The sequence below is a fragment of the Acidobacteriota bacterium genome, from assembly GCA_003696075.1.
Taxonomy (GTDB): Bacteria; Acidobacteriota; Polarisedimenticolia; order J045; family J045; genus J045.
The window spans coordinates 1-16,398 of the sequence record RFHH01000051.1; the positions used below are offsets into that span (position 1 = coordinate 1).

11 protein-coding genes are annotated in these 16,398 nt (G+C 70.1%); 5 read left to right on the forward strand and 6 right to left on the reverse strand.

All coding sequences use genetic code 11. The annotated features are described in order from the left end of the window. The 3 genes from D6718_02925 to D6718_02935 form a co-directional block, all read left to right on the forward strand. The coding region (locus D6718_02925; GenBank protein RMG47679.1) for a serine/threonine protein kinase at positions 1 to 197 on the forward strand (197 nt) is incomplete at its 5' end. A 43-nt stretch (positions 198 to 240) separates the two neighbouring features. Next, on the forward strand, positions 241 to 975 hold the full coding sequence (locus D6718_02930) for a TIGR00266 family protein (GenBank protein RMG47680.1): 735 nt from the start codon (positions 241 to 243) through the stop codon (positions 973 to 975). Between the two features lie 69 nt (positions 976 to 1,044). Then, positions 1,045 to 2,904 carry a hypothetical protein gene (locus D6718_02935; protein ID RMG47681.1) on the forward strand — a complete coding sequence of 620 codons (1,860 nt, stop codon included), beginning with the start codon at positions 1,045 to 1,047 and terminating at the stop codon, positions 2,902 to 2,904. Between the two features lie 7 nt (positions 2,905 to 2,911). On the opposite strand, the gene D6718_02940 is transcribed toward D6718_02935, so the two are convergent. The 4 genes from D6718_02940 to D6718_02955 all read right to left on the reverse strand — a co-directional run bounded on the left by D6718_02940 (position 2,912) and on the right by D6718_02955 (position 10,164). Next, positions 2,912 to 5,941 (reverse strand): TonB-dependent receptor, encoded by a 3,030-nt coding sequence (locus D6718_02940; GenBank protein RMG47682.1) that lies wholly within the window; start codon positions 5,939 to 5,941, stop codon positions 2,912 to 2,914. A gap of 1 nt (position 5,942) precedes the next feature. Continuing rightward, positions 5,943 to 8,294: a fibronectin type III domain-containing protein gene (locus D6718_02945; protein RMG47683.1), complete on the reverse strand. Its 2,352-nt coding sequence runs from the start codon at positions 8,292 to 8,294 to the stop codon at positions 5,943 to 5,945. 166 nt (positions 8,295 to 8,460) lie between these two features. Further along, the gene (locus D6718_02950; GenBank protein ID RMG47684.1) at positions 8,461 to 9,321 is read right to left on the reverse strand and encodes a hypothetical protein; all 861 of its coding nucleotides are present in this window, start codon (positions 9,319 to 9,321) and stop codon (positions 8,461 to 8,463) included. Between the two features lie 12 nt (positions 9,322 to 9,333). Next, positions 9,334 to 10,164, reverse strand: a complete 831-nt coding sequence (locus D6718_02955) for a hypothetical protein (GenBank protein ID RMG47685.1) — start codon at positions 10,162 to 10,164, stop codon at positions 9,334 to 9,336. Positions 10,165 to 11,158: 994 nt separating this feature from the next. On the opposite strand from D6718_02955, the gene D6718_02960 reads away from it, so the two are divergent. Further along, entirely contained in the window at positions 11,159 to 13,006 is a 1,848-nt protein-coding gene (locus D6718_02960; protein ID RMG47686.1) for a carboxypeptidase, read from the forward strand. On the opposite strand, the gene D6718_02965 is transcribed toward D6718_02960, so the two are convergent. Beyond that, entirely contained in the window at positions 12,978 to 14,054 is a 1,077-nt protein-coding gene (locus tag D6718_02965; GenBank protein RMG47687.1) for a mechanosensitive ion channel family protein, read from the reverse strand. The genes D6718_02960 and D6718_02965 overlap by 29 nt on opposite strands. A 143-nt stretch (positions 14,055 to 14,197) precedes the next feature. Between D6718_02965 and glgC the strand changes: the two genes are divergently transcribed. After that, on the forward strand, positions 14,198 to 15,484 hold the full coding sequence (gene glgC / locus D6718_02970; protein ID RMG47688.1) for a glucose-1-phosphate adenylyltransferase: 1,287 nt from the start codon (positions 14,198 to 14,200) through the stop codon (positions 15,482 to 15,484). Here glgC and D6718_02975 read toward each other — a convergent pair. Beyond that, complete coding sequence (locus D6718_02975) at positions 15,415 to 15,834, reverse strand: hypothetical protein (protein RMG47689.1); 420 nt, start codon at positions 15,832 to 15,834, stop codon at positions 15,415 to 15,417. The two genes, glgC and D6718_02975, sit on opposite strands and share 70 nt — an antisense overlap. Positions 15,835 to 16,398 lie beyond the last annotated feature (564 nt).

The following is a 16,398-nucleotide window of genomic DNA, read 5'->3' on the forward strand; positions in this document are numbered from 1 at the left end:
CCAAGATGACCGAAGACGTGATCCAGATGATCCGCGTCCTGTACGATGCGGTCGGGGGGGCGCGGTGGTACCGGAGGCAGCCGCCCCCGATCAAGGCGAACTGCCGCGGGCTCCGGCGCGACCTGATCGCGCGGCACTTCCCCACAGCCGGCAGGCTGCGGGATTATCTCGATACCTTCTCCTGGGACCGGTCCTGAGCCGGACCCGGCCCCGGGAGGGCGACCGGAGGGAACCGCCACCATGGAATTCAAAGTCGAGCATCAACCCTCTTACGCACTCGGCATCATCACCCTCTCGAACGGCGAGTCGGTGCGCGCCGAAACGGGAGCCATGGTCTCGATGACCGCCGATGTCGAGGTCACGAGCGGCATCCAGGGCGGCCTGATCAAGTCCGCGCTGCGGAAGTTCCTCGGCGGAGAGTCGTTCTTCGTCAACACGTTCACCGCGAGGAGAGACGGCGCGGAGCTCACGGTCGCGCCGACTCTTCCCGGCGACATACGAGCGCTCGAGCTCCGGGGACGCGACGTCTACGTGCAGTCGGGCTCATACCTCGCCGGAGCGGCCACCGTCGACGTGGACATCAAGTGGGGCGGCGCCCGGTCCTTCTTCGCCTCCGAGGGACTGTTCCTGCTCCGTCTCTCTGGCACGGGACCGGTCTTGCTCAGCTCGTACGGCGCGATACATCGGGTCCGCCTCGATGGCCGGCGCCCTTACATCGTCGACACCGGACACGTCGTCGCCTTCGACGCTTCCCTCGAGTGGTCCGTTCGCAAGGTCGCGGGATTGTTCACGTCGCTGATCAGCGGCGAGGGGCTCGTGTGCGAGTTTCGCGGCACCGGGGAGCTCTGGCTCCAGACCCGCTCCAGCCAGGCCTTTCTCGACTGGCTCATCCCCAGGCTCCCGACCGCGAAGGCAGGCAGCGGCGGTCGCGACCTCGGAAGCTCGATCATCGGCAATCTCCTCCGCGGGGAATGACCGCGGCGGTGTTGTCGCGCATGCGCCGGTGCCCCATATTCGCAACAGGTCCGACCCCGGGAAGGGTGCATGCTGCGACGAAAGGTACCGGCGTGCCTGCTGGCGGCGCTCCTCATCGCGACCGGACCGGTCGCCGCCCGCGGGCGCGGCGACGCGCTCGTGCTCGTCGAGCTGGCGCCCGGCACGACGCGGGCGCGGCTCGAGCGGGAGCTTCGAGCGCGCAGCGCGCGGCTGGTCGCCATCCTGCCCGAAGCCGGTGTCGCCCTGGCCCGGGGGGGCGGCCGCTCGGTCTCGCGGCTCCTCCGCAGCGGGGCCGCGGTGCGGGTCCTCACCCGGGCCGCCCCTGAGACCCTCGCCGCCGCGGCTCCGGCGCCGAAGAAGCTCGCCCTCGACGCCTGGTCCTCCTTCCTCGCGGGCGACTCGGGGGGCGGGGCCGTCCCGGGCGGCCTCGAAAAGGACGCCCTGATCCCTCCCGACTGGTGGGACGTCGAACCGACGGTGGAAGCGCTGGCTCTGGCGCCTTCATCGGGGGCCTCGCGCCCGTTCGGTGCGGGATGGGAAAACACGAGCGAGTACCTGGCGGGATCGGTCTCCCTGAACCTCATCCTGATGGAGAGCGATGGCAGCGTCGACCCGTCGTCCGAGGACTGGTCGCCGTCCCAGGAGTCCCAGGTGGTGGCGGCCGCCTACGCCGCCGCGGCCGACCTGCAGCAGATGTACCCGCACGCGGGACTCAGCTTCACCATCCACGTCTTCCCCGGACGCACCGATCCGCGAGCACGGACCTCCTACGAGCCGATCTCGCGTCCCGCCGATCCGTCCGGAACCGGCGGCGAGGAGCTGTGGGTGACGGAAATCCTCGAGCGCTTCGGCTACGCGACCGGATCGCGGCTCACGCGGTCCCGGCGGTTCGCCGACGCCACGAGACTCGCCGACGGAACGGACTGGGCGGTGAACGTCTTCGTCGCCAATTCGGAGAATGACGGCGACGGGCGCTTCGGCGACGGCTACTTCGCTTACTCGTGGGTCGGCGGCCCCCACGTCGTGATGACGACGGACAACGACGGCTGGGGGATCGCCCGCATGGACATGGTCTTGCGGCACGAGCTGCATCACAGCTTCTATGCCCTCGACGAATACGCGGCGTCGGCCTGCGATTGCCTGGCGGCTTCCGGCTATCTCGCGGGCACGAACGACAACTGCGAGAACCTGTGCGGGACGGTCACCGCCTGCGTGATGAGGGACAACGCGGCCCTTTCCTGCCCGGCCACGGTGAAACAGGTCGGCCTGCTCGACTCGGACGGCGACGGGACACCCGACGTCCTTTCCTCCCCTCCCGAGATCTCCCTCCGGCTGGACAGCGCCGACCCCTCCTGCGACGGCCTGGCGCGCTTCTCCGGCACCGCGCAGGTGGTGCCCTACCCGAACTCGAACCCCCTCAACGCGACGCCGCGGCGCGACATCTCGATCCTGAGAATCGCCGCCGTCGAGATGCGGGTGGACGGCGGTCCGTGGACCGAATCGGGGGTGACGGCGGCTGATGGTGCTTTCGACGGTCCCGTCGAGGAGTTCTCCCGGACACTTTCCCTCGGAGCCGGGCGGCATTCCGTGGAAGCGCGGGCGCGCGACGACCGGGGCAATGTTTCGCTCCCCGCGTCCCGCTCGGTGGAGGTCGTGGGGGAGGCGGCACCCGTCGGGGCGACCTTGACGGTGTCGCTCGAGGGCGGCACCGCCAGGTTGCGGTGGGCGCCGGCCGCCGGTGCCGCGTCCTACCGCATCTACCGCGCCGCCTCGCCTCGGGCACTGGCCGGTGCCGTCCCCGTGGCCGAGACCGCCGTTCCGGACTGGGCGGACGCCTCGACCGGCAATGCCTTCTACGAGGTGACGTCCGTGGACGCCTGCGGAAGGGAGTCAGCCGGGCAGAAGTAGACCCCGCTCAGCGCCGTCCCACACCCAGGTGCAACCCGATCTCGATCGTGCGCGGCGGCCCGCCGAGCCCGTAGGGTTCGCCGAAGCGGTCCGACAGGATCCGGCCTTCCACGGCAACCGGGTTGAAACGGTCGAACGCGTTGAAGACCTGGACGTACACGTCGCCCTGGACGCGGCCGTCGCGCAAGAGGAACGGCTTTTCGATCCTGAAGTCGACCTGAAGGAAATCGGGCTCCTCGAGGCGCGTTACGGGGGACAGCCCCTCCGCGACCCGGATGGCGTTGACGACCTCGAGCGGCGTGTCCGCACCGGTGTTGCGACCGATTCCCTCCGGACGGTCGTTGTCCTGCCCGTCCAGGTTCGTGTCGCGGCCGAGGGTCACGTTGAAGGGCGCCCCGCTGGCGTAGCGCACGACCGTCGAACCGCGGAGCCCCATCGGAAGGGGCACACCGGCGGCGAAAACGGCGCGGTGCCGGCGATCGGCGTCGGATCGACCCCTCTCGGCGGCGAGGTCGTCGGAATTCGGAGGGAGGGAGATCCCGCCCTTGAGCGGATCGAAACCGAGGTCCTCGGCTCGCGACCAGGTGTAGGACGCGCTGGCCCAACCCTGTTCGCCGCGCCAGTTCCATCCCAGGGTGACCCCGGTGTACCAACTCCTCCCCTCGGTCACGATCGCGGCGATGGAGCCAAGGCTCTCGTCCCGGTGGATCGGCTGACCGAACGGCGTCAGGTTCCGGTTCGGAAACTCGTCGAGCCGCTTGCGGCCACCGAACGTCAGCACCTCGACCACCGGGTTCAGGTCGCGGAGCAGCACCTGGTGATACCCGAGCGACCGGTTGAGGTCGATCCGCAACGCCCCCGCCCGCCCGAGACCGATGTCGGCACCCAGGGTGTACTGAACCGAGTACGGGGTCTCCAGCTCCGTTCCCGTCGAAAACCTCAGCGCCAGTTCCGGGAACTGCTGGAGGATCGGCCGTACGGCGTCGGAACCGAACTCGTCGACCGCCTGCTCGGTGAGCTCGAACCCGAGGGCCTGAGGGAAGATCATGTTGATCGCGATGTCCGAACTGACCGCGCTCGCCGCCGGGAAGGCGAGAGGGATCTTGTCGTAGAAGATACCCGCTCCGCCCCGGACGACGATGCGGCGGCCGTCCAGGGGACGCCAGGTGAAACCGAGGCGTGGGGCGATGTTGTCCGTGTCGCGCCCGGCGCCGCCGTTCGGAATCTTATCCGACGGGACCCGAACATCCCGGCCGAGGCGGAAGGTGCTGAGGTCGTATCGAAGGCCGTAGTGCAGCAGAAGGTCACGCGTGACCTGCCAGGCGTCCTGCGCGAAGAAGGCGTACTGCGTGTCCCGGAACGTCACGTCCGGATGCCCGTCGACGAGGACGTAAACGGTGGGATAGGTCCACCACTTCCCGGGCTCGTTCGGCGTCCCGTCGCCGTCACGGTCCCCGAAGGGGCACGGGATCGGATTCCGCCCGAGTCCCTCCTGCTCGTCACGGGCCGCCTGCCCGATTTGCGACGCGTTCAGGTCGAGGCAGTCTCCCGGGTCCCACGGCTCGTCCGTGCCGTAGAGGAAACCCCCCTGGGGATTGAACCGGACGGACGCATGCGTCACCGTGCGCAGCACATCGAAACCCAATTTCAGCGTGTGGGCGCCCCGCGTGAGCGTCAGGTTGTCCACCAGCTGGAGCCTCTCCTCCTGCCGGCGCTGCATGTTGAGCGGATTCCCGCCGAAAACCCCGGACGGGCGGGTGACGGCGGTGAGCGAGGAATTCGCCTGCTGGTCGAATTCGGACCGTCCGGCGAGGAGCCTCAGCTCGTGCATCAAGCCCGACTCCCAGACCGACTGCAGCGACGCCGCGAACTGAACGTCCTGTTCGTCGAGCGCGAAGCCCGCCTCGGGGGTGTAGATTCCGCCGACGTTCAGGCCCTCGGTGCGCCGGTCGTCCGCGGACAGACGGAGCATCAGGCTGTGCCGCGGGGAGAGCTGGAAATCCGTCCTGAGGAAGAAATTGTCATCCTCGGCGTCGGCGGCGAAGACGCCGCCGGCGACGCCGTTCCGGTCCACTCCCGTGTAGGGCATCGGATCGGTGGAGCGCTGCCGCTCGTAAGAAAAGAAGTAGAAAGCCTTGTCGGGCACGATCGGCCCACCGAAGGTGATCCCCGTGGCATCGCGGCGCGTGGCGAGCACCTCGGAGGTCTCCCGCGGAAGGCCGGCGACGAACGGACCGGACGAGTTCCAGTTACTCCTCGTCCCCTGAACGAAGAAGTCGCTCTCGAAGTTGTTGCTTCCCCGCCGCGTGACGATGTTGAGCACCCCGCCCGCGGCCCGGCCGAACTCGGGAGCGAACTGCTGGGTCAGGACGACGAATTCATCGATGACCTGCTGGGAGAAGTAGCTGTTGAGCGTGGTGCTGCTCACCCGGTCGCCGTTGTCGAGACCGTCGACCAGAAAGGCGTTGCCCCGTCCCGACTGCCCGTTCAGCACGAAGACCGAGCTCCGCTCGCCGAAGAACTGCGCCGGCGCCACGCCCGCCACCTGCGAATCGAGCAGCGCGAGGTCGGTGACCACGCGGCCCGCCACCGGCAGGTCTTCGGTCTCCTGCTTGCCGATTCGCAGCTCGCCCCAGCTCCGCTGCGGATCGACCAGTGGCGGCCGCGCCGTGACCGTCACCGTCTCCTCGACTTCCGCCACCACGGTGAAGTCGAGCTCGATGGCCTGCTGCAGCGACAGCCGGACCTCCCGCGGCGCGCTGCTCCCGCCCCCGGGCGTCCTGGCGATCACTTTCCAGGTCCCCGTCGGCAGGTTGACCAGCGCGTAGCGCCCCTTCCGGTCGGTGAGCGCCGTCCTCAGCGCTCCGGTATCGGGCGAGATCGCCTCGATGACGGCATCCGCCACGGGGCGGCCGTCCGGTGTCGCCACCCTGCCGGTGATCGAACCCCCGGTCGTCTGTGCCACGGCCGGCGGGAGCAGCGCTCCCACCAGCAGCAGCACCAGCAGGGCACCCGAAACTCGGCGGGGACCCGTCACCTCAGTGCCCGTAGTGTCCCCACGGACCGGTTCCTCCCGTGCCGCGGGCGACGACGAGGTAGAAGGTGTTCGCCGGCGAGCCGGTCCAGCACGTTTCCGCGCTCGTCACGCTGGCCACGGTCTGCCAGTTCGCGTCGGAGGTCGCATCGTCGGATCCGAGCAGGTCGTAGCCATCGAGGCATGGATCGCTGACGGGATCCCAACAGAACTGAAGGCTGCCGTCGGCGAGCCTGCTGACGGTCAACCCCGTCACCTCCGCCGTCGGCGTGCACGATCCACCCGTCGTCGTCTGAACCACCTCGATCGGATAAGCGAAGTCCGGATCGCCGAAGATCTGAGTGGGGTAGATGATACTCTCGTAAATGGTCGTCACGCCGCTCTTCGGATCCGTGTAGCTCGAACGGGACGTCACGGTGATGTAGTAGGTGGTCCCCGGGGTCAGTCCGGAGATGGTGGCCGAGGTGCCGTCGAAAGAGACCTGTCCCGCGTTGTCGATGGAGTTGAAGGCGTACGGGGAGGAGCTTCCCGAGTCGGTATCCCAGTAAACGACGTAGTCGAGGATCCGGGAGGTGTCCCGGCCGGGATCCCACCGCACGTCGATCGTGGTGTCCGTAGCGCCGGGCGACTCGATCGTCAACGGCGGCAAGAGCCCGAACTTGATGTCCGTCTCTTCCAGCGTGTTCTGCGATTCGATCGGCAGGGGGATGACGTTGGGAGACTGCAGGCGCACCACGGTGGTGATGTGGGGAGCGACGAACAGATAGATCGCCTTCCGCACCTCGTCCGTCTTGCAGCCGAAGATTCCATCGGTGCACTGCCCGCAGGTGTACACGCAGAACTCGGTGAGAATGCGCACGACAAGGACGTTCAGCGTGTGGCCGGACGGAAGCTTGACCACGCCTCCCTTCAGCACGTCCGACGCCTGGAAGTTCCCCTTGTCGTTGCAGGCCTTCACGTAGAGCGTGGGAAACAGCCCGGGATCACCGCAGACGGTGTTGAAGATGTTCTGCTCGCAGGCCGCGAAGTCGGTGCGCCAGGAATCGCCGGCCTGGAAGAAATAGCCTTTCGTGTCCTGGTGCGGGAACACCCATTGCGCCACCGCCGACCGCCCCTCCAGCGGGTCGTAGCAGAACCGGCTCTCTCCGTCCCCGAAAAGCCCCGACTTCCCCTCGCGGAGTGCGCCGGCCCGCTGCCATGTGATCGGGCACGGGGCGCCTCCGCAAAACGCCGCCGACGAAGCATCCTCGTTCTCGAAGACCGTCGTGATGAGATCGTCCGTCTTGGACGGGTCGAGGAAGTCGCGGTCCTGCTTGGCCAGGATCCTCGTCGCCGGGTTCGTGAAGCCGCACTGACCGATGTTGCAGGTGTGGGCGGAGTCGAGCGGCGTGACCGTGGACGTGACCTCGGCGACGCTGTTGGTGCGGTCGTTGCCGGAGAAGTCCCAGTAATCCGCCGCCAGCAACGCGCCCATGTCGGGGAACCCGTCAGGGGTCACCTCCGACACGCTGATCGGATCGCACGTGTAGGGATCGAAGATGCTCGTCCGGCAGTCCGCGTTCTCCACGCATGGCTGGCCGTTGTTCGGCCCGCCGTTGCACTTGCCTCCCCGGTCCCAGCCGTACTGGATGTTCTGGTGGACGATCGGCTTGAGCTCGCTGTAGTAGAGCTGAAGGGTTCCGGCACCCTGGTCGACACCGGCGAGAATCGACGCTTCCGGCTCTCCGGAGGCCGGGGTGACCGTCTCCGCCACGAGCCCCGCGCGCCGGCCGACGAGACGCATCACCTCCTCCTCGAAGGTGAACGCGGAGGCGCCGGCGGCGCGCCGGAACACCCGCGCGCGCTCCAGGACCACCTCCCGGGGACCCGCGGGCAGCTCCGCCCAGCCGACCCCGAGGCCCTCGAGCTCGATCCGCAGCTCGTCGCGCCCCCCCGCCGTCTCCTCGAACAGATCGAGGGTGCGCCGCTCGCCGGGCCGCAAGATCCCTTCGCCCCGGTCGGGAAGCCACCACGCGGTCACGTCACGGCCACCGCGCCGGTCTCCGAACGTCCTGGCGGTCCTCTCCCCGGCCTCCGGGCGAAGCGGCTCCGCGACCACCGTCACGCGGTCGCCCTCCGGCCGGATCTCGAGCCGCCTCTGGGCGGCCCCGGCGGGCACCCCGAGGATCCAGCGGGTGCGGTGCTCCGGCGCGGCCAGGTCGGCCGGCCAGGCCGCGCGCCCCCGCAGGACGTGGTACCTGGCGACGCGGGGGCCGTCCGCCCGGGCGACGCCCGCGAGGAGGAGGGCGCCGGCGACGACCGGCAGGAGGCACCCGAACCGGAAGCGGGAGGAGGGAAGGCGTGTGTCGGAAGTCATGGGAGGGACCTCGTGGAAGTGGATCGCCCGCTTCTGTGGGCCGGAAGCGGCACAAATCGGAGCGGTTCTATTGTTCTCGGATCGGGTTGCCCGTTCAACCAGGGCGCTCCCGCCGCGCCACCCCGTCGCGGCGCGCGTGGCGGCACGGGAGGGCGGCCCGGGCCCCCTACCGGCCACCCTTCGGGGCGGCTCCGCCGAGCCGGCGCAGCGCCCGCTCGGCCTCCTCCCGCCACGCCGGCGCGTCCGGGTGGCCGCGGGCGGCCCAGTTCTCCGCCTGTTCCCGTGCCCTCTCGTAGGTCTCCCGCGCGCCTTCGGCGTCTCCGTTCCGGTCGAGCGCCTCGGCCAGCGCGAGGACGTTGGGCGGGAAATCGGGCGCCAGCGCGACGGCCTTTCTCGCGTGCTCCAGCCCCGCCTCCTCGTCGCCCGGTCCCGCGGGCCAGCCGGGAGCCCGGAGGTAGACCAAGGCGAGAACGCGGTGAGGTCCGGCCTGTTCGAGGGCGGGCTCCCGCTCCGCCACCCGCTCGAGCGCCTCGATCATCAGGGCCAGCGATTTCCCCGCCGTGGCCGGGCGCTCGCGGGCCGTCACCCCGAGAGCCACCGCGAACCAGTACTCGCAGTCGATGCGGTCGGGGAAGCGCTCCCGGCAATGCCGCGCGGCGTCCAGCGCACGGGCCGCCGCCGCTTCCCGCGCCGCGGCACTCTCCTCGTGCTCGGCAAGCCAGACATGGGCCCGGACGGCCTCGGCGAGCCGGTCGGCGCAGCGCGCCGACCGCGGATCCAGCGCGGCCGCGTCGAGCCATGCCTGCGCGGCCCGGCGCACGGCGTCGAGATCCGGCCGGAGATCCCAGAGCTCCCGGGCCTGCCTCTCGAGCTCCGCCGGATCGGACCGGCCGGCCCGCGTGCTCGCCTCGAGGGGCGCCGCGGGCTGCCGGAGGGGCGACACGCAGCCCCCGGCCGCGACGCCCAACAGCAAGGCAACCGGAACGACGGCGACCGCTTCGGTGAAACGCCTCGGCCTGGCCCCCATCGCCCGCGCGGCTCAGCGCGCTTCGTCGAACGCGCGTTCGACGGCGGCGAGCCCCTGCTCGTCGACGGGGAAGAAACGGCGGATCTGCATCGCGGAGAGAAGCTCCCGGCTCTGCTCGTCGAGCCGCATGACCGCCTCCTTCACCGCCGTCCGGTCGTCCGTGGCCAGCCGGCCGCGCACAGCGCACAACAGCGCCTCCGGGACGGGAGCCGAGCGGGCCACCACTGCCAGTTTTCCTCCGAAGGAGAGGGAGGCGACGCCCCCCGCCTGCGCCTCGTCGAGGAGAACGGCCACCTTCTCTCCAGCCGCCGCGCGCCGGAGGAGCGACAGAACGCGGCTGGAAAAGACGATCTCGACGTCGGGGGGGAGGGAATCGAACAGCACGCCCCGAACGAAGGCAGGCGCATAGCCGGCGCTCCCCGCGACGCGCCAGCCCCCGAGATCCGCCGGCCCGCTCGCGGCGCCCTTCGCGGCGACGAGGCTCCACACCTGCGCCGGGCGCGGGGTCCGCGACGCGACCAGGAGCGGGTCCAACCGCAGCTCCGCGCGGTGGGCGAGGTAGAACGGGAGCGGCACCAAGGCCAGCACCGTGCTCTCGTCGGCGATGCGGGCCGCGCCGCTGTCTTCGTCGGGATCGTAGACCGCGGTGAGGCGACCGGGCGGCCACCCCAGGCCGCTGGCGAGCGCCAGCGCGAAACGATCCATGGTCGGCTGCGCCGTCTCGGTCGTCCCCGGGTAGCCGGGCGCCGCGGCAACGAGGCGGACGGTCCCGCCGGACGGCGGCCCGGCGAGAGCGCTGGAGGCGGCGGCGACGAAAAGAAGGACACGAGCGACGTTCTTCATGGCGCCGAGGATAGCCGTTTCTCGTCGGGCCGCGCGAGCCGCCAGCGGACCGGAAGGGAGGCTCGGGACGGGGACAGAGGGTGCTCCCCACGTCCCGGGCGACCCGGACGATTCATGGAGCCGCCGGAGAGGGCGCCGCTTCGGCTCGATGGCCGGAGCCTTCGCTGCCTCCGGCCCCGTTCGCCGGGCCGGACGGTCCGCCGGGCTCTCCGGCGGTCGGGTGGGCGGCGCTCCACGCGGCGGGGCCGGAAGCGGGGTCCCTCCCCGCGCGGAAACGACTCCTCCGGCGCTCGTAGCCGGGTGCGGGCCGTCCAGCGGCATCTGCGGCGCCGTGCTTCGACCTTCCGTGAACGGCCCGGGATCGGAGCGCCCAGGAGGGGGCTCCAATGCCCGCACCTCGATGGAAGCGAGGTGCATCCCCAATGGTGCGTTGGGCCGCCGAACTCGCTGGACGAAGGGAGGCTCCGGTCTCGAGCGGATCGATGACCGGGGGGCCGGGCCGAAGTGTCCGTCGTACACCGAGTTGCGCGACGTTTCGCACCATCGAGGAAGCACCTCCGACTCCATGTAGGATCGGCGCTCGTTCCCGAGCCGGAGCGCCGCGCGCGGCCGGAGAGGCCACCGGCCTCACGCCCGGCGATTTTTGGATCGGAAAACCACCTTCGAGGATGCATCCCGCGTCCACCCGGCCGTTCCCGGAGGGGAGACGCCGCAGCTCCTTGGCCGGCGGGAGGTTGCACGGGAAACCGGGATCCACTTCTTCTCGAAGAAAGGGCGAGAGTCGTCCGAGGGGAGGCCCGCGCGAACCGGGGTCGGACCCGCACCGCCCGAGGTCTCTCTCGATCGGCCCCCCGCGCTTCGAACGTCGTCCCGCGACCGGAAAGCGGCGCCCCGGGACCGCCCGCCGGGGAGAACCGCCCGCACGCCTCGCCTTCCGGGTCGCACCTCCCCGGCGGTGTGCGATAGTGGCCGCCCGATCGCGAGGAGACCCGGCATGAGATTCCGCCGTCTGATTCCGAGCGCCGCCCTGCTCGCCTCCGCCGCCGCTCTGCCCCCGCATCCGGCTGCGGAGGCGGTGCTGCCCCCGGCTCCGAAGTGGGATGGGGCCAGCCGCCGTCTCGCGCTTCCCCCGGACCACCCCTGGGCGACCCCGGCGGAGCGGGAGCTTTTCCGGCACACGCCCCGCTACGACGAAACGATGGCCTGGCTTTCCCGCCTGGCGGAAGCGAGTCCGCGCGTGACGCTGGTGACGATCGGCCGGTCTCCCGAAGGGCGCGCCATCGTCATGGCGGTGGCTTCGCGGGAGGGAGAGGCGACCCCGGAGGCACTCCGCCGGAGCGGCCGGCCCACCGTTCTGGCGCAGGCCGGGATTCACGCCGGGGAGATCGACGGGAAGGACGCTGGGATGATGCTCTTGCGCGACTTGACCGTCGGAGGTCGGGAGCGTGCGCTGCTCGAGGGTGCGAACCTGCTCTTCGTCCCCATCTTCAACGTCGACGGTCACGAGCGTTTCTCCCGCTTCGGCCGCGTGAACCAGCGCGGCCCGGAGGAGACGGGCTGGCGCACCACCGCGAAGAACCTCAATCTCAACCGCGACTACGCGAAGCTCGACGCGCCGGAGATGCGCGCGCTGGTCCGCGTCCTTCGCGAGTGGGCGCCGGACCTGTACCTCGATTTGCACGTCACCGACGGCGCCGACTACCAGTACGACATCACGTTCGGCTGGAACGGGCCGCACGCCCACTCGCCCGCCATCGCCCGGTGGCTCGACGAGGTCTATCGCCCGGCGGTCTCGCAGGCCCTGCGCCGGGAAGGACACGTTCCGGGGCCGCTCGTCTTCCCCGCCGACGGACGCGATCCGTCGCGAGGAATCGTCGGCTGGACCGCGTCGCCCCGCTACTCAACGGGATACGGCGACGCGCGGCATCTCCCGACCGTTCTCGTGGAGAACCACTCGCTGAAGGGCTACGAGCGCCGCGTCCTCGGCACCTACGTGCTGTTGCGAGAGACTCTCAGGGTGGCTGCGGAGCATGGCGCCGAGCTGCGAGAGTCGATCGCTGCGGACCGGAGGCGCCGCCGGGCGAACGTGCCGCTGGACTGGAGAGTTCCCGACGAAAAGCCGCCCGAGATCGAGTTCCTCGGGGTCTCGAGCCGCGAGCACCTCTCCCCCGTCACGGGAACTCCGGTCATGGAGTGGACGGGTCGCCCTGTCGTCCTCCGCGTCCCCTACGCCATCGCCTCCGAGCCGGCGAAGAGCGTTTCGCGGCCGGACGCCTACTGGATCCCTCCCGCCTGGACCGAGGTCATCGACCGGCTGTCCTGGCATGGCATCCGCTTCGAGCGCCAGGTCGCGCCGCGGCGGCTGCGCCTCGCCTACTACCGGCTATCGGCCCCCGAACTCGACGAGCGCCCCTTCGAAGGCCGCGTGCGCGTGTCGGCCGCGGTCTCGGTCGAGGTGCGGGAAGAGACGTGGCCGGCCGGATCGGTGCGGGTGCCGACCGATCAGGAGCTCGGGGACCTCGCGGTCCTTCTTCTCGAACCCGAGTCACCCGATTCCCTCTTCCGCTGGGGATTCTTCCTGCCGGTCCTGCAGCGTACGGAGTACATCGAGCCCTACGTGCTCGAGCCACTCGCCCGCGCGATGCTCGAGGAGGACCCGGACCTCCGCGCCGAATTCCTCCGGCGGTTGGAGAGCGACGAGGCGTTCCGCGGCGACCCGGCGGCGCGCCTGCGCTTCTTCTACGAGCGGACTCCGTACTTCGACGAGCGTTACCTGCTCTACCCCGTCGCGCGCGAGCCGGCCGGTGGGGAGATCAGCCGCGGGAGCCCGGCATCTCCTTGATGTGCAGGTCGCGCTGAGGGAACGGGATCTCCACTCCCTCGGCGGCGAAGCGCTTGTAGATCGCCGTGTTGAGCGCGTCGAGGGCGAGACCTCGGTCCTCCGGATCCCGGATCCAGCACTGCAGCTCGAAGTCGAGGCTCGAGTCCCCGAATCGCTGGAAGCGCACTCGCGGAGCCGGGTCCGGAGCGACCACCGGTGTCTCGCCGGCGACATCGAGGAGGATCCGCCTCACCCGGTCCACGTCGCTTCCGTAGGCGACGCCGACCGGCACGCGCAGCCTCGCCTTCTTCCACGGCCCGCCGCTCTCGTTGACGATCTTGGCATTCGCGATCACGGCGTTCGGTATGGTGATCTCGACGTCGTCCCGTGTCAGCAGCCGCGTGCTCCGCAGGCCGACCTGCGTCACCCTCCCCCGCTCGCCGGAATCGAGAACGATGTAATCGCCGAGCTTGTACGGCGCATCGGCGAGGATGAACAGGCCGGAGAACAGATTGGCCAGGGTGTCCTTGGCGGCGAACCCCAGGGCCAGTCCGACGATCCCGGCCGAGGCGAGCCATGCGGTCACGTCGATGTTCCAGGAAAGGAACAGGAAGTAGACGGCTGCGCCGGCAAGGAGGAGTTTCGCCAGGTTCTCGTACAACGGGAGCATGCGCCTGGCGAGGAGAGGGGCATCGGCGTGTTGTCGCGACACGATCTCGAGAACAGCCCCCGCGACGTGAAAGCCGAAGCCGGCCCAGAGCAGAACGGCCAACGTCTTGAGAGTCCCCAGCACCAGGAACAGCGCCGCAGGCGGGGGAGCGATGCGGCGGGCCGCCAGGCCCAGGCCCACCAGAAGGACCGACTTCGAAACCGGTCGGTCGAGGGCCGCCAGGATCCGGTCGTCCAGCTCCGTGCGGGTCCGCTCCGTGAGCCGGCGGAGCAACCGCGTGACGATGACGTTCACCAGCCTCGCGGCGACGAACGCCACGAGAACGATCGCGGCCGCCTGGGCGTAAGGGTTCGCCGCGAGCCGTTGGACCCACTCCGGCCACCGACCCGTCGTCTCCATGCGCACCTCCTCGGAGGGATGCCGTTTCCCGCCGCATCATGCCCGCGCGGAAGCGCCGTGCAACCGCCGGGATCGGATCCGGCCGGGATACGCCCTCCAACGCCTTCCGGAGCCGCGGCTGCCGGCGGCCCCGGGAGGGTAGAATGCGCCGGAGGCGACGAAGCATGAAGGATGTCGTGACGGCCATTCTTGGCGGCGGGCAGGGCACGAGGCTCTGGCCCTTGACCCGCGACCGGGCGAAGCCGGCCGTCCCGGTCGGGGGGAAGTTCCGCCTCATCGACATCCCGATCAGCAACAGCCTTCACGCCGGAATCGACCGGATCTTCGTCCTCACGCAGTTCAACAGCGCCAGCCTGAACCGCCACATCGCCCAGACGTACCGCTTCGACGTCTTCAGCCGGGGCTTCGTCAACATTCTCGCGGCGGACCAGAGCCTCGAGAACCGGGACTGGTACCAGGGAACCGCCGACGCCATCCGCAAGACGCTACCCCGTCTGCTCGCACCCGAGCCGAGGGAAATCCTCATCCTGTCCGGGGACCAGCTCTACCTGATGGACCTCAAGGCGATGGTGCTCCTGCACCGGGACCGCGGCGCCGACTTGACGATCGCCGTGCACCCGGTTCCTCCCTCGGAAGCCCCGCAGCTCGGGATCCTCCGCATGGACGAGGAGGGCCGGCTGGTCGAGTTCGCCGAGAAGCCGTCCGATCCCGAGGTGATCGGAAGGTTCGCACTCGACGAGGGGACGATCCGAAAGCTGGGGCTCGAGGCGGAGCCCGGTTCCGTGCTGGCCAGCATGGGAATCTACGTGTTCCGGGCCGAGGTGCTCGCGGAACTTCTTTCCGGCACCTCCTCGACCGACTTCGGCCGGGAGGTCATCCCCGAGGCGCTCCCCCACCGCCGCGTCCTCGGGTTCGTCCACAAAGGATATTGGCGCGACATCGGTACGATCCGCGGCTACCACCAGGCGAGCCTGGAACTCACCGAACCGCTGCCCCAGTTCGATCTGTACAACCCCGACTTTCCTATCTACACCCACCCCCGATTCCTCCCGGGGTGCAAGGTGGGGGATTGCAAGGTCTCTCGGGCGATCCTCTGCGACGGCAGCATCGTTTCGGCCGCGCGGGTCCACCGCTCGATCGTCGGTATCCGGGTCGTGGTCCGCGAGGGATCGGTGATCGAAGACTCGGTTCTGATGGGGGCTACCGAACTCGAGCGGCTTCCCGTGCCGAGTGGCCGCATCCCTCTAGGCGTGGGGCGGGACTGCGTGATCCGCTCGGCCATCGTCGACCTCGACGCCCGGATCGGGGACGGCTGCCGGCTCGTCAACGAGGCCGGTCTGACCCACGCGGACGGCGAGAACTACTGCATCCGCGACGGCGTCATCGTCGTCCCGCGCCGCGCGGTGCTACCGCCCGGCACGGTCGTCTGATCCCGCTTCCGTCGAAGGGGAATCAGCGGCCGGAGGGCAGCTCCTCCCTCGTCCGTCGCCCGGCGGCCCGCGGCGTTCCGCTCGAGTCCGGCGGGGGTACCCCTTCGTGCGCGACGAGGGAAGCGCGATCCGAGGGCGCCTTTTTCCGGGTTCGCCGCTCCGCTCCGTTGCGCTCGGGGCTGCTTCGGCGGACCGGGGGGGCGTCGAGGTCCGGGGCCACCGGCGGCGGGACGGTGCGGGGCCCCGATGGGGCCCCCGGGACGGTTCGCACTCCGGCTCCGGCGGCGGTCGTCACCGCTGAAGCCGAAGCTGCGGCCGCACCGACGGCAGGTGAAGCGCCAGACGACCACCCGCCGGGAGGTTACGGGGCGCCCGCCTCGACGCTGGGGGTTCCAGCCGAGGGAGCGGGCGTCGGGACGATGGCCCCGGCAGCCGGGGCAGGGGCAGAAAAGGGGTGAGAAGCGGCGGGCGGCGTCGAAGGCGCGGCGGCTGCCGCGGATGCGGGATCGTTAGGATTTCGGCCGGCGTCGCATGCCCTCATGGTGAAGCGGGAAAGGGAGGCCGGAAGCTCCGTCAAGCACGGGTCTTCCGCCCGTGGGGATCCGGGAGCCAGAGGCGCTGTCGCGGTCGGACCGTGACGCGAGAGGCGGGCCCTGCGGGCGCATCGGAACCCTCGGCAGGTGCTTCCTCGATGGTGCGAAACGCCGCGCAACTCGATGGACGAAGGACACTTTGGCCCGATCCCCGGTCATCGATCCGATTCGCAACCGCAACCTCCCGTTATCCTGCGAGTTCGGCGGCCCAACGCACCATTGGGGATGCACCTCCATCCCGTCTGGCGCGCTCTTCCGCCCAAGTCGCTGAGCGATGAGGGGTTACCGCGGCGCACCGTTCGATGCGTTCCGGGCTGGATA

Bases quoted from the DNA above. Each gene is read 5' to 3' on its own strand.
- D6718_02930 (RMG47680.1), top strand. From the start codon at position 241: ATGGAATTCAAAGTCGAGCATCAACCCTCTTACGCACTCGGCATCATC.
- D6718_02935 (RMG47681.1), top strand. From the start codon at position 1,045: ATGCTGCGACGAAAGGTACCGGCGTGCCTGCTGGCGGCGCTCCTCATC.
- D6718_02945 (RMG47683.1), bottom strand. From the start codon at position 8,294: ATGACTTCCGACACACGCCTTCCCTCCTCCCGCTTCCGGTTCGGGTGC.
- D6718_02950 (RMG47684.1), bottom strand. From the start codon at position 9,321: ATGGGGGCCAGGCCGAGGCGTTTCACCGAAGCGGTCGCCGTCGTTCCG.
- D6718_02955 (RMG47685.1), bottom strand. From the start codon at position 10,164: ATGAAGAACGTCGCTCGTGTCCTTCTTTTCGTCGCCGCCGCCTCCAGC.
- D6718_02960 (RMG47686.1), top strand. From the start codon at position 11,159: ATGAGATTCCGCCGTCTGATTCCGAGCGCCGCCCTGCTCGCCTCCGCC.
- D6718_02965 (RMG47687.1), bottom strand. From the start codon at position 14,054: ATGGAGACGACGGGTCGGTGGCCGGAGTGGGTCCAACGGCTCGCGGCG.
- glgC (RMG47688.1), top strand. From the start codon at position 14,198: ATGCGCCGGAGGCGACGAAGCATGAAGGATGTCGTGACGGCCATTCTT.